Below are 13,142 nucleotides of genomic sequence, written 5' to 3'. Positions count from 1 at the left end.
CAAAAGATCGCAGCCTCCGGCAGCTCCTACATGGGGTTATGTTGTCAGCGAACACTATTGAGAACCCCATGCCTCAACCGCGTCCTTACAAAGTTGCACTCAACGGCTACGGCCGGATTGGTCGTTGCGTCTTGCGTGCGTTGTTTGAGCGAGGCGAGAAAGCCGGGTTTGAAATTGTCGCGATCAACGATCTGGCTGACATGGCCAGCATCGAATACCTGACACGCTTCGACTCTACCCACGGCCGGTTCCCCGGCGAAGTGCGGGTCGAGGGCGACTGTCTGCATATTAATGGCGACTGCGTGAAGGTTCTGCGCAGTGCCACCCCCGAAGGCATCGATTGGGCGTCGCTGGGCGTTGATCTGGTGCTTGAATGTTCCGGCGCCTACAACACCCGTGAAGACGGCCAGCGGTTTCTCAACGCCGGCGCGCCGCGCGTGCTGTTCTCGCAGCCGATGGCCAGCGAGGCGGATGTCGACGCCACCATCGTTTACGGCGTCAATCAGGACTGCCTGACCGGCGACGAACTGCTGGTGTCCAACGCCTCCTGTACCACCAACTGCGGCGTGCCGCTGTTGCGTCTGCTCGACAAGGCGATCGGCCTCGAGTACGTGTCGATCACCACGATTCACTCGGCGATGAACGATCAGCCAGTGATCGACGCCTATCACCACGAAGACCTGCGCCGTACCCGTTCGGCGTTCCAGTCGGTGATCCCGGTGTCCACTGGTCTGGCGCGCGGTATCGAGCGCCTGCTGCCGGAACTTGCCGGCCGAATTCAGGCCAAAGCCGTACGCGTGCCGACGGTCAACGTGTCGTGCCTCGACATCACGATGCAGACCGCCACGGCGACCGACGCCAATGAGGTCAATCGGATCCTGCGTGAAGCCGCCACCAGCGGCCCGCTCAAGGGTCTTTTGGCCTACACCGAATTGCCTCACGCCAGTTGTGATTTCAACCACGACCCACATTCGGCCATCGTCGATGCCAGTCAGACCCGCGTTTCCGGCCCCCGGCTGGTAAACATCCTGGCCTGGTTCGACAACGAGTGGGGTTTTGCCAACCGAATGCTGGACGTTGCAGAACACTATCTGCAAACAGCAACTTCAAAAAAACCGTAGGAAGTGCGACCCATGACCGTGTTGAAGATGTCCGACCTCGATCTGCAAGGTAAGCGCGTATTGATCCGCGAAGACCTCAACGTCCCAGTCAAGGACGGTGTTGTCACCAGCGATGCGCGAATCCTGGCTTCGCTGCCGACCATCAAGCTGGCCCTGGAAAAAGGTGCCGCCGTTATGGTGTGCTCGCACCTTGGCCGTCCGACCGAAGGCGAGTTCTCCGCCGAGAACAGTCTCAAGCCAGTCGCTGACTACCTGAGCAAGGCTCTGGGTCGTGAAGTGCCGCTGGTGGCCGATTACCTGGGCGGCGTTGACGTCAAGGCCGGCGACATCGTGCTGTTCGAAAACGTGCGCTTCAACAAGGGCGAGAAAAAGAACGCTGACGAACTGGCCCAGCAATACGCCGCCCTGTGCGATGTGTTCGTGATGGATGCGTTCGGCACCGCTCACCGCGCCGAGGGTTCGACCCACGGCGTGGCCAAATTTGCCAAAGTCGCCGCCGCTGGCCCGCTGCTGGCCGCTGAGCTGGATGCACTGGGCAAAGCGCTCGGCGCGCCTGCGCAACCAATGGCCGCCATCGTTGCCGGCTCCAAGGTCTCGACTAAACTCGACGTGCTGAACAGCCTGAGCCAGATCTGCGATCAACTGATCGTCGGTGGCGGCATCGCTAACACCTTCCTTGCCGCTGCCGGTCATCCGGTAGGCAAATCGCTGTACGAACCGGATCTGCTCGACACCGCGCGCGCCATCGCTGCCAAGGTCAGCGTGCCGCTGCCGGTCGACGTTGTGGTTGCCAAGGAATTCGCCGAGTCCGCCGAAGCCACCGTCAAGCTGATTGCTGACGTTGCTGCCGATGACATGATTCTGGATATCGGCCCTCAGACCGCGGCCAACTTCGCCGAACTGCTGAAGTCGTCGAAAACCATTCTGTGGAACGGCCCGGTCGGTGTGTTCGAATTCGACCAGTTCGGCAACGGCACCAAAGTGCTGGCTCAGGCCATTGCCGACAGCGCTGCGTTCTCGATTGCCGGCGGTGGTGACACCCTGGCGGCCATCGATAAATATGGCGTGGCTGAAAAGATCTCCTACATTTCCACCGGTGGTGGCGCGTTCCTCGAATTCGTCGAAGGCAAAGTGCTGCCAGCCGTTGAAGTCCTGGAAAGCCGGGCCAAGGCCTGAGGCCGCCCGTTTGGCCAGGCAAAGGAGTGTTCACATGGTCAAGTCGTTAGCATTGTTGTTGCTGACCGGTACGCTGGCGGCCTGCGGGAGCAACCCGAAGGCCGAGCCTACGCCTGCGCCAGACGCGGTGCAGAAAGGCTGTTATCAGGCTGACTGGCAGGCCGAGACCAACCCGGTGCTGAACAAGCGTTCCGGGCCGGACGGTCTGGACAAATACGAGACGCAAACCCCGGTCAAGGAACATGGTTGTCCTTGACGGGTCTGACTCTTTAACTCAGGGCTGGCGGGGTGTGTCGTCAGTCGAGGAACACGGATGAAAGGCTTGATCGCCATTGCGGCGTTGGCATTGTTGGGCGGTTGCGCGCAGTTGAACCTGTTTCAGTCGTCCGCCCCGGCGGATAACTGGACTACGTGGACCTGCGACAGCCAGGCCAAAGTGCTGTGGCGTTACGCCGATGCCGGCCAGAAGGAAGTCGACGTTCGACTGGGCGGCGGTGATCAGGTCTATCGCCTGAAAGAAGAGCCGGGTGCCTCGGGCGCGCTGTACAGCGATGGCATGCTGGCGTTTCACGTCAAGGGTGAGGAAGGCCTGGTGTACTGGGTCGCTACCAATGACTTGATCGGCCGCGGCTGCAAAGCCGAGTAATTGCAACACCGCAGGCCCATTGTAGGCCTTCGCCTGCTCGCGATAGCAATTCTGCAGTCAGCACTGCAGCGACTGTCAGGCCGCTATCGCGAGCAGGCTCACTCCTACAGGGGTTCTGTGTAGTTCTCAGGATTTTGCTTTATCGAATCACCAGGCCGGGCCTCAACCCCCGATCTGCAATCACTTGAATAGCCGCCGCCGCTCCGGCAGGCTGGCACGATTAACGACCCAAACCGGGAGAGACACACACAATGGCACTTATCAGCATGCGCCAGATGTTGGACCACGCAGCCGAGTTCGGCTACGGCGTTCCAGCCTTCAACGTCAACAACCTTGAGCAGATGCGCGCCATCATGGAAGCCGCTGACAAGACTGACTCCCCGGTGATCGTCCAGGCTTCGGCCGGCGCCCGTAAATACGCTGGCGCGCCATTCCTGCGTCACCTGATCCTGGCCGCGATCGAAGAATTCCCGCACATCCCGGTGTGCATGCACCAGGACCACGGCACCAGCCCTGACGTCTGCCAGCGCTCGATCCAGCTGGGCTTCAGCTCGGTAATGATGGACGGCTCCCTCGGCGAAGACGGCAAGACCCCGACCGACTACGACTACAACGTCCGCGTCACTCAGCAGACCGTAGCCATGGCTCACGCCTGCGGCGTTTCGGTTGAAGGCGAGCTGGGCTGCCTGGGTTCCCTGGAAACCGGTATGGCGGGTGAAGAAGACGGCATCGGCGCTGAAGGCGTTCTGGATCACAGCCAAATGCTGACCGACCCGGAAGAAGCCGCTGACTTCGTCAAACGCACCCAGGTCGACGCATTGGCCATCGCCATCGGCACCAGCCACGGCGCCTACAAGTTCACCAAGCCACCTACCGGCGACGTGCTGGCCATCGACCGCATCAAGGAAATCCACAAACGCATCCCTAACACCCACCTGGTGATGCACGGTTCCTCGTCGGTGCCACAAGAGTGGCTGGCGATCATCAACCAGTACGGCGGCGACATCAAAGAAACCTACGGCGTACCGGTTGAAGAAATCGTCGAAGGCATCAAATACGGCGTGCGCAAGGTCAACATCGACACCGACCTGCGCCTGGCATCCACCGGTGCAATGCGTCGCCTGATGGCCACCAACCCGAGCGAATTCGACCCACGTAAATTCTTCGGCGCGACCGTGACCGCAATGCGCGACGTATGTATCGCTCGCTATGAAGCGTTCGGCACTGCCGGTAACGCTTCGAAGATCAAACCGATCTCGCTGGAAGCGATGTACCAGCGTTATCTGAAGGGTGAGTTGAACGCCAAGGTTAACTAAGCCTGAGCGTTAAACCATTGAATCAAGAAACCCGCCGAGAGGCGGGTTTTTTGTGGGTGACTATTCCTTCAACTCAACATGATCCAGCGCTTGATTCACCGCCAGTTCACCGAGCATGACGACCTGCGCAATGCCCAACGCGGTCTTGCGGTGCGAGGTATCGAGCATCGCGGCGAAGTTGTTGAGCATTTCGCTCGCTGAACCCAGGGTTTCGCTGGCGTTTGCCAGCAGGGACTCGGTGTTGTACTTCGGGTTGGCGAGGTACATGGGCTCGGGTTCGTTGGTGCTGGCCATTATGTTGGCGGCGGGATTGAGGTAATGGTCGAGGGCGCGTTCGGCGGCGTCGCTGAGTTTTTTTGAGTCGAGGGATTCGTACGGGGAGGCCGGGTCGGTGACCGGCGGGTGTGGCGTTGATTTAGTCATGTTTCGTCTCCGGTAAATGGAGCCGACACCGGATCGCTACTAAACGAAGGGGTGGCAGCTGAACGCAGGTTAGTAGACCGGGGAGACGCGACCGGCGCACCCGAAGGCGCCCTGCGAACAGCTACCATCAAGCGCGGGATATTCCCGACTGAATGGTGCCAATGCGCATCGCGTAACCACGGGCTACTAAACCCGATCACTGGAAATCAGTGACGCGAATCAAGTTACCGATGGCCCTCCAGGCGCACAAGCCGGCGGATTCTGGCGTACCCGTAGGCAACGACGCAAGCTGTTGTAGGCTTCGGGAAGTAACCGCCGACAGATCTAAACAACACCGTTTAAATGTAGGAGCTGCCGAAGGCTGCGATCTTTTGATTCTGTCTTTTTAGAATCAAAAACAAGATCAAAAGATCGCAGCCTTCGGCAGCTCCTACAGGAGAACGCGGTTTATTTATCGTGATCGATGTCGAGTTTGGAGAAGGTTACCTGGCCGCCTTCGCTGGTGTATCCGGTGTTGTCCTGCACATACACCCCGGCCTTGAAATACAGCGGCTTGTTGCGCCATGTCGCGCTGATCTGTGAATCCCATTGATAACCCGCTGCACTCACGCCCAGCGCGCCGCCGGGGCTGAGGTGGATGAGGTAGTTGAATTCGCGATCCATTTTGATTCCGGTGGCGAGGGTGATGACGCGGCTTTCGTCGTCATCGGGGCGCATGCGCACCTTTATCACCAGATTGCCGGTTTCGGTTTTAGTCTTGTATTGGTACTCGAGTTTGAGCATCGGCTTCTGGCTTTCATAAGCATGAATCTGGCCGATGACGATTTTGCCGGAGCTTGGCACTTTGTTGACCGTGACGGTCGCGCGAAGCAGGTTGTCGGCGTCCGGGTAATACCAATTTCGTAGGGTGCCGTTGCTGTAGGTCTCCCGCAGTTCAGTACGCGGGTAGATGGCGTTTTCGGTTTTTGACCCGGTTACCGGTGACCAGAAGAACAGGGTGCCGGTGTCGGAATGGAAGTATTGATCCTTGAAGCCTTTCACCAGTTTGGAGGTTTCGACGGTATATGGCGGGCTGCCAACGGGAACGCTGAGGTTCCAGGTTGCGAGATCGATCATGTCGGTTCTTCCACTCAAGTTTTACTGCACGTACGTGCCAGAAGCTCTAGCCCGCGCGTTTTGGGGCGGCCTTTATAAGCGTAGAGGGAGAATTTGTTAACGGCCGTCCGGCGGACGGTTGACGTCAACATCCTGTCGAAATGCCACCTTTCCCGGTTTCAGGGGACTTCAAGCGTGACCGTTAGTCGGCTAAACCAGTCATTCGTTAAATGATGGCTTGATGACAGCTACTGCTTTTGTGGATCCAAGACTAGAGTGAAGGCTCAGTATGTGTGCGGTTTTACCGGAACCGACCTGATGTCCCGACAAGAGAAGCAGCATGGAATGCGCGCAACCCCCGCCAAGTGAAGGCAGCTCTGTCCTGTTGATCGTAGATGACTACCCTGAAAACCTGATCAGCATGCGCGCGTTGCTGCAGCGTCAGGATTGGCACGTCATGACCGCCGCCTCCGGTTTCGAGGCGCTCAATATTCTGCTCGAACACGACGTCGATCTGGTCCTGCTGGATGTGCAGATGCCGGGCATGGACGGTTTTGAAGTCGCGCGGCTGATGCGCGGCAGTCAGCGCACGCGCCTCACACCCATCATCTTCCTCACCGCCAACGAGCAATCCCAGGATGCCGTGATCAAGGGCTATGCCAGCGGTGCGGTGGATTATCTGTTCAAACCCTTCGACCCGCAGATCCTCAAGCCCAAGGTGCAAGCGCTGCTGGAGCATCAGCGCAATCGCCGCGCCTTGCAGCAACTGACTCGCGATCTGGAGGTGGCGCGGGCATTTAACGCCTCGGTGCTGGATAACGCTGCCGAAGGCATTCTGGTGCTGGGCGAGGACGGCTTGATCCGCTTTGCCAATCCGGCGATTTCACGGCTGCTCAATGCGCCAGTGACAGAGCTGGAGGGTCAGGAGTTTCTTGATTACCTGCAGAAACCGCACATCCCGTTGTGGGCCGATTCCGAATTCAAAACCAGTTACCAGCGCGGCGAAACCTTGCGTCTGCGCGACGCTTTGCTGCGTACCGCGCCCGGACAGCAAGTGCCGGTGGCGCTGTCCTGCGCGCCGTTACCTGCCGAGCAACAGGCGATGGTGGTGACGGTGCTCGACATGTCGGTGGTGCGCCATCTGCACCAGCAGCTTGAATTTCAAGCGGTCACTGATCCGTTGACCGGGTTGCTCAATCGTCGTGGCTTTTATCAAACCGTCGAAAACCTGCTGCTGCGCGGCGAACGCAGCGACGGCAGTTGGGTGCTGCTTTATCTGGATCTCGATGGCTTTAAACGCGTCAACGATTCCCTCGGTCATGACGCGGGCGACCGTGTGTTGCGCTGGGTCTCTGAACAATTGAAGGCGTGTTTGCGGCCGTTCGATATTCTTGCGCGCATGGGCGGTGATGAATTTACAGCACTGCTGGATCTGGAGTTTCCCGAGCAGGCGGCGAAGATTGCCGAGAAGCTGATCGAACGGGTCTCGATCTGTCAGCAAATCGAGGGTATGGATATTGCCCTCGGCGCCAGTATCGGTATCGCCACTTATCCGGACTGCGGATCGAACCTCGACGGATTGCTGCGCGCCTCGGACATCGCCATGTACGAAGCCAAACGCGCCGGGCGTCAGCAATATCGCTTCTATGATCATGAAATGAATGGCCGTGCGCGCTCGCGGTTGATGCTTGAAGAAAGTGTGCGCACCGCCATTGAAAACCGCGATTTCAATCTGGTCTATCAACCGCAGGTGGCGATCGATAGCGGCCAGATCCGTGGTTTCGAGGCGCTGCTGCGTTGGCAGCACCCGAGCGTGGGTGATGTGCCGCCGGGGTTGTTCTTGCCGTTGCTGGAGGAGGCGCGGCTGATCAGTCGCCTCGGCAGTTGGATTTATCACCGTGGCGCTGGGCAGCGCAAAGCCTGGGAAACCTTGTTTGCCGAAGACCTGGTGCTCGGCGTGAGTTTGAGCAACACCCAGTTCAGCCTGCCTAATCTGGTCACCGAGTTGCGTCAGGTGATGGAGCGACATGCCTTGCAGCCAAGGCAACTGGAAGTCGAGGTCACCGAAGAAGCGTTGATGCAAAACCCCGACGAGACACGCAAGCAGTTGCGCTTGCTGCGCAATCTCGGGGTGCGGGTGGCGTTGGACGATTTCGGCTCGGGGCCGTGTTCGCTGGCGCATCTGCGCGATCTGGAGCTGGACACACTCAAGCTCGACCGCCATCTGATCGCTCGATTGCCGGACTCCAAAAAGGATGCGTACCTGGTGAGCACAGTGATCAATCTGTGCAAGCAATACGGTTTGCTGGTGATCGCCGAAGGTGTCGAGACCATTGAGCAATATCAATGGCTGCAAGCCCACGGCTGCGAGTACGTACAAGGCTTCCTCGTGGCGCGACCGATGATTGCCGAAGATGTCGCAAGCTTTGCCGAGCCTTTCGACTGGAGCGCGTTGCCCGGCTGAATTCGCTACACTGGCGCACCTTTTTCGAACCGTGTCGCCCGTCCATGACTGTGTTGAAGTACCTCCAGGCCTATCCCGCGCAACTCCAGGATCAGGTGCGCCAATTGATCGCCGACGGGCGTCTGGGTGAATACCTGGACCAGCGTTATGCGGGGCGCCACGATGTGCAGAGCGACAAGGCGCTGTACAGCTACGCGCTGGACCTGAAGCAGGAATACCTGCGCAACGCGCCGGCCATCGACAAGGTGCTGTTCGACAACCGCCTCGACCTGACCCACCGCGCTCTCGGGTTGCACACCACGGTTTCGCGCGTTCAGGGCGGCAAACTCAAGGCCAAAAAAGAGATTCGTATCGCCTCGCTGTTCAAGGACGCTGCGCCGGACTTTCTGAAAATGATCGTCGTGCATGAACTGGCGCACTTCAAAGAGTCTGATCACAACAAGGCGTTTTATAAATTGTGCGAACACATGCTGCCGGGGTATCACCAGGTCGAGTTTGATCTGCGCGTGTATCTGACTTGGCGGGACATGCAGTGAAGAATAAAGATCAAAAGATCGCAGCCTTCGGCAGCTCCTACACTGGAATGCGTTCCCCCCCTGTAGGAGTTGCCGAAGGCTGCGATCTTTTGATCTTCAATAAATGCGGAGTGCATGCATGGACGTCAGCAAGACCAAAAGCAGTTTCTATCGACGCTTGTATGTGGCGTACCTGATCGACAGCGGTCTGGCCCCAAGCGTGCCGGCGCTGACCGAAGTGACCGGCATGCCCCGGCGCACGGCACAGGACACGATAGCCGCGCTGGCGGATCTGGATATCATTTGCGAGTTCGAGCAGGAGGAGGGCGCCCGCAACCATGCCGGGCGTTATCGGATTCGTGAGTGGGGGGCGATTGATCGGGGATGGATCGAGCGTAATTTGCGGCAGATCAAGGCTGTGCTTGAGTATCCCTGAATCCTGAGTGGATTGGGCTGACGCCATCGCTGGCAAGCCAGCTCCCACAGGTTTTTCTGGTGTTCACACACGTTGTGAACGACGCAATTTCTTGTGGGAGCTGGCTTGCCAGCGATGGGGCCTTCAGGAACGACGCATCCCGATATGCGGAATGTCGTCCTCCAGATATTCCTCACCCGCCACCACGAAACCGTACTTGCCGTAATACCCCTGCAAATGCGCCTGCGCCGACAGATAGATCGGCACCTGCGGCCAGTGTTTCTCGGCCTGCTTCAGCGCCTGCTCCATCATCTCGTGCCCCACCCCTTGGCCTCGGGCCTGCGGCGCGGTGATCACGCGACCGATCACCACGTCGCCACCCTGGGATTCGGGGTCGAGCAGGCGCAGATAAGCCATCAACTGATCATCCTCCCAACCCATCAAGTGATAGGTGTCGCCGTCCAGATCCTGACCGTCGAGGTCGGGGTAGGCGCATTTCTGTTCGACCACGAACACTTCCGACCGCAGCTTCAACAGTGCGTAAAGCTGCTCTTTGCCCAGATCGCTGTGATGTTTGCAGACCCACTCGATTGTCATTTTTCGATTCCTTGAATACGTCGTCCGATACTAAGCGCACCGGTCGCAGATGTCTGTATGGCGTAAGAGTCTGTGACAAAGGTCAAAATGCCATCATTCCTTTCGCGCAGCGCGGGCGTCTTTGTGTAATCTGCGGGTGAGCACTGTGCAGTGGTTCCATTGAGCTAATGTCAGTGCCTGGGTTTTGCCGGTAAGGGGCCTTGGGGTTTTGACTGAAAACATGCAGGGCTCCGGCCCGCTGAGGATTTTCAAGCATGCCGCGTTTGCATCGAGCTTTTGCTTTGATCGGATTGCTCTTGCTGGCTCAGACCGCAGCGGCGCAGAAGCTGCGGCTGGTGTTTGATATCTGGCCGCCCTTCACCGATGACACACTGGTCAACGGCGGCCTGGCCACCGACATCGTCACCACCGCGCTGGCCCGGGCCGGTTTTGCCAGCGGCTATCAGCAAGTGCCTTGGGCACGGGCGCTGCTGGGGGTTGGCGAGGGGCGTTACGACGTACTGGTCAATGCCTGGTATAACGAAGACCGGATGAAGCTGGGGCAGTTTTCCGGTGAGTATCTAGTCAATCGCATCCGCTTTCTCAAGCGCAAAGACACGCCACTCGAATACAGCAATCTGCAGCAACTGCACACTTATCCCATAGCGGTGGTGCGCGGTTACGCCTACTCGCCGCCATTTGATGCCGACACGGCGATGCAGAAAGTCCCTGTGCATAACTTCGCCATGGGCGTGCGCATGCTGGCGGCGGATCGGGTCAAACTGACGCTGGAAGATGAGTATGTCGCGCGCTATTACCTGGCGCGGGAATCATCGAAGGTACGCAGTGCGGTGGAGTTTTTGCCCAAGCCGTTGAGCGAGAACAGCCTGCACATATTGGTGAGCCTGAAGAATCCGCAGCATGCGCAGATTGTCGCTGGGTTTGATAAGGCGATTGCGGCGATGAAGGCGGATGGGAGTTATGACAAGTTGCTGAGGCAGCATGGGATGTAGGTTTCTGATCCCGGAGTTGTGTTGTTGCTGAGGGCCTCATCGCTGGCAAGCCAGCTCCCACAGGGTTCTTTGGTGAAGCACAATTTTGTGAATCAACCCGACCCACTGTGGGAGCTGGCTTGCCAGCGATGGGGCCCGCCAAGGCAACTCAAACTTCAGAGGTATCCTTGATCAAATGCGCCGCCAACGTCCGCAATGGTCCCAACTGTCGGCAGATCAGCGCCAGTTGCGTTTGCACCAGTCGCTGCCCTTCATCGATTTCATCCGGCATCTGCTCCAGCTCATTGGCCAGCGCTTCTTCTTCGTCACTTTGAATCGCAACCGGTTGTTTGCTCGCCAGGCCTTGGGCGATTTCATCGATGCTCGCCGCCAGTTTCACCCCGGCGCCTTCGATCAACTGCTCACGCACATCCGCGGGCAACTGGGTTTCGCGATGCGCGCCGAGCCCTGACAGATAACTCAGCAAGGTGTGCGACAGCACCAGAAAACGGAAACCGACGTCCGCTTCCTTACGAAAATGCCCAGGCTCCATGAGCATGTTCGCCAGCGTCGTCGACAGCGCTGCATCAGCGTTGTGCGCGTTGCGTCGGGCCAGGCGATAGGCGAGGTCGTCACTCTTGCCGGCGGCGTATTGCTGCATGATCTGGCGCAGGTAGATGCTGTTGCAGGTCAGGGTGTTGGCCAGCACTTTGTTCAGGCGTCGGCCTTGCCAGTCCGGCAGGAACAGGAACACCGTCAGACCGGCGATCAGGCTGCCGAGCAAGGTATCGAACAGCCGTGGCAGAAACAGCCCGTAACCGTCACCGACCTGATTGAAGCAGAACAGCACCATGATGGTGATCGCAGCGGTCGCCAGGGTGTAGCGGGTGGTGCGGTTGGTAAAGAACACGACCCCGGCGGCGATGGCGAAGCACGACTGCACCAGCGGACTAGGGAACAGATCGAACAACGCCCACGCCACGGTCAGGCCGATGGCGGTACCGAGAATCCGCTGGCCGAGTTTACGTCGCGTCGCGCCGTAGTTTGGCTGGCAGACGAACAGCGTGGTGAGGATGATCCAGTAGCCTTGCGACGGGTGGATCAAATGCACCATGCCGTAGCCGATGCTCAAGGCCAGCGGCAGACGCAGGGCATGGCGGAACAGCAACGAAGTCGGTGTCAGTTGTGTGCGCAGGCGAATCCACACGTCCTTGAAGTTGCGCGGCGAACGGTCGAGCAGGCTGCTGTCGGTGGCGTCGGCCAAGGCATCGGGGTTGCTCGCATCGCTGAGCAAACGGTCGAGGGTGCCAAGGTTGGCCGCCAGTGCGCGCAGTGAGCGCAGCAGGCCGCGCCATGCCGGGTTGCTCTGGATGCGCAAGTGTTCGAGGGAGGCGTCGAGGTCGCTCAGGGCTTCGGCAAAACTGGCGTCGTAGATGAACGGCTGACGCATCTGGATCGATTCGGCCAGCGCCCGGCAGGCTTTACCCTGCTGGCGCAGCAGGCGCTGGCAGCGGAACAGCACATCGCTGTGGAAAAACGCATCGGCCAACGCGTTGTATGGATAGTGCGAAGAGCTGGCGCGTTCGTGGATGTCTTGCGCGAGGAAGTACAGCTTCAGGTAACGGCTGACTTTCGAGCCGGGGCGACCGTTGCCGACCCGGTGCAGGATGATTTCCTTGGCGCTGTTCAGTGCCGCCACCACGCGACCATTCTGCTGGGCCAGTTCCAGGCGTCGGGCCTCGACGTCCATCTGCCGGATCGGCTCGAACAGCGAAGATTTCAGCTTCAGGTAAAAACCCAACTCACGGAACAACCGCGCCAGACTCTGTTGCACCGGCTGGTTGGAAAACAGCGCCTGCCACAGCACAGAGAGCAAGCCGTACCACGCGGCGCCAGCCACCAGCAGCATCGGTTCATGCCAGAAATCGAGCACTGCGCCGCCGCGCTGGTCGACGCCGATCATCGTGTACACGGAAAGGATCAGGGTTGCCGAGGCAATCGCCCCATAACGCTCGCCCAGCGCACCGAGCATGGTCAGGCCGAAACTGGCCAACGCCAGCGCAATCGCAAAGATGACGGGGTAGGGGAAGAGCAATTCGACCGACAATGCGGCGATGCTGAAACATACCAGCGTCACGGCGAGTGCGTTGAGGCGACCCTGCCAACTGTCGTCGGTCTCGGCCAGGGCGCTGGCGATAATCCCCAGGAACAACGGGATCAGCAGGCCCATTTCATCCTGATACCAACACAGCGCCATGCTGCCGGTCAGGGCGATGAACACCCGCACGCTATAACTGAATTTATCCAGCGCCCACAGGCGCCGCAAAGACTGACGAAACGAAGTCGAGGACATGAAGTGCGAAGGCCTTCCGAGGCGATGCCGCTAAATTGAGCCAGTAATGA

At 59.0% G+C, this 13,142-nt stretch carries 13 protein-coding genes; 9 read left to right on the top strand and 4 right to left on the bottom strand.

Features of this window, described 5'->3' with window-relative positions:
• Positions 1–68 precede the first annotated feature (68 nt).
• The 5 genes from epd (at position 69) to fba (ending at position 4,259) form a co-directional block, all read left to right on the top strand.
• Positions 69–1,121 carry an erythrose-4-phosphate dehydrogenase gene (gene epd, locus ICA16_RS10220; protein WP_150617808.1) on the top strand — a complete coding sequence of 351 codons (1,053 nt, stop codon included), beginning with the start codon at positions 69–71 and terminating at the stop codon, positions 1,119–1,121.
• Between the two features lie 12 nt (positions 1,122–1,133).
• Complete coding sequence (locus tag ICA16_RS10215; protein WP_210700524.1) at positions 1,134–2,297, top strand: phosphoglycerate kinase; 1,164 nt, start codon at positions 1,134–1,136, stop codon at positions 2,295–2,297.
• 34 nt (positions 2,298–2,331) lie between these two features.
• Positions 2,332–2,553 (top strand): hypothetical protein, encoded by a 222-nt coding sequence (locus ICA16_RS10210; protein ID WP_150601927.1) that lies wholly within the window; start codon positions 2,332–2,334, stop codon positions 2,551–2,553.
• Positions 2,554–2,610: 57 nt separating this feature from the next.
• Positions 2,611–2,943 (top strand): MliC family protein, encoded by a 333-nt coding sequence (locus ICA16_RS10205; protein WP_203419808.1) that lies wholly within the window; start codon positions 2,611–2,613, stop codon positions 2,941–2,943.
• A gap of 251 nt (positions 2,944–3,194) precedes the next feature.
• The gene (gene fba, locus ICA16_RS10200; RefSeq protein WP_007913760.1) at positions 3,195–4,259 is read left to right on the top strand and encodes a class II fructose-bisphosphate aldolase; all 1,065 of its coding nucleotides are present in this window, start codon (positions 3,195–3,197) and stop codon (positions 4,257–4,259) included.
• A 60-nt stretch (positions 4,260–4,319) separates the two neighbouring features.
• Here fba and ICA16_RS10195 read toward each other — a convergent pair whose 3' ends face one another.
• Together ICA16_RS10195 and ICA16_RS10190 are read right to left on the bottom strand one after the other, a co-directional pair.
• Positions 4,320–4,682, bottom strand: coding sequence for a DUF6124 family protein (locus ICA16_RS10195; RefSeq protein ID WP_150617807.1), 363 nt, complete (start codon positions 4,680–4,682; stop codon positions 4,320–4,322).
• 447 nt (positions 4,683–5,129) lie between these two features.
• Positions 5,130–5,798 (bottom strand): polysaccharide lyase family 7 protein, encoded by a 669-nt coding sequence (locus tag ICA16_RS10190; protein ID WP_150601922.1) that lies wholly within the window; start codon positions 5,796–5,798, stop codon positions 5,130–5,132.
• Between the two features lie 319 nt (positions 5,799–6,117).
• On the opposite strand from ICA16_RS10190, the gene ICA16_RS10185 reads away from it, so the two are divergent.
• The 3 genes from ICA16_RS10185 (at position 6,118) to ICA16_RS10175 (ending at position 9,192) form a co-directional block, all read left to right on the top strand.
• A complete protein-coding gene (locus ICA16_RS10185; RefSeq protein ID WP_210700523.1) occupies positions 6,118–8,241 on the top strand; it encodes a putative bifunctional diguanylate cyclase/phosphodiesterase in 2,124 nt (707 codons plus the stop codon).
• Between the two features lie 44 nt (positions 8,242–8,285).
• The gene (locus tag ICA16_RS10180; RefSeq protein WP_210700522.1) at positions 8,286–8,777 is read left to right on the top strand and encodes a M48 metallopeptidase family protein; all 492 of its coding nucleotides are present in this window, start codon (positions 8,286–8,288) and stop codon (positions 8,775–8,777) included.
• Between the two features lie 118 nt (positions 8,778–8,895).
• Complete coding sequence (locus ICA16_RS10175; RefSeq protein WP_027610630.1) at positions 8,896–9,192, top strand: winged helix-turn-helix domain-containing protein; 297 nt, start codon at positions 8,896–8,898, stop codon at positions 9,190–9,192.
• A gap of 123 nt (positions 9,193–9,315) precedes the next feature.
• Here ICA16_RS10175 and ICA16_RS10170 read toward each other — a convergent pair whose 3' ends face one another.
• Positions 9,316–9,768, bottom strand: coding sequence for a GNAT family N-acetyltransferase (locus tag ICA16_RS10170; protein ID WP_210700521.1), 453 nt, complete (start codon positions 9,766–9,768; stop codon positions 9,316–9,318).
• Between the two features lie 254 nt (positions 9,769–10,022).
• Between ICA16_RS10170 and ICA16_RS10165 the strand changes: the two genes are divergently transcribed.
• Positions 10,023–10,760: a substrate-binding periplasmic protein gene (locus ICA16_RS10165; RefSeq protein ID WP_150601918.1), complete on the top strand. Its 738-nt coding sequence runs from the start codon at positions 10,023–10,025 to the stop codon at positions 10,758–10,760.
• Between the two features lie 148 nt (positions 10,761–10,908).
• On the opposite strand, the gene yccS is transcribed toward ICA16_RS10165, so the two are convergent.
• Positions 10,909–13,092, bottom strand: a complete 2,184-nt coding sequence (gene yccS / locus ICA16_RS10160; RefSeq protein WP_210700520.1) for a YccS family putative transporter — start codon at positions 13,090–13,092, stop codon at positions 10,909–10,911.
• Positions 13,093–13,142 lie beyond the last annotated feature (50 nt).

This window comes from Pseudomonas anatoliensis (genome assembly GCF_017976235.1).
Taxonomy (GTDB): domain Bacteria; phylum Pseudomonadota; class Gammaproteobacteria; order Pseudomonadales; family Pseudomonadaceae; genus Aquipseudomonas; species Aquipseudomonas anatoliensis.
The sequence above is the reverse complement of the archived record's forward strand: the minus strand, read 5'-3'. Positions and strand labels throughout refer to the sequence as shown.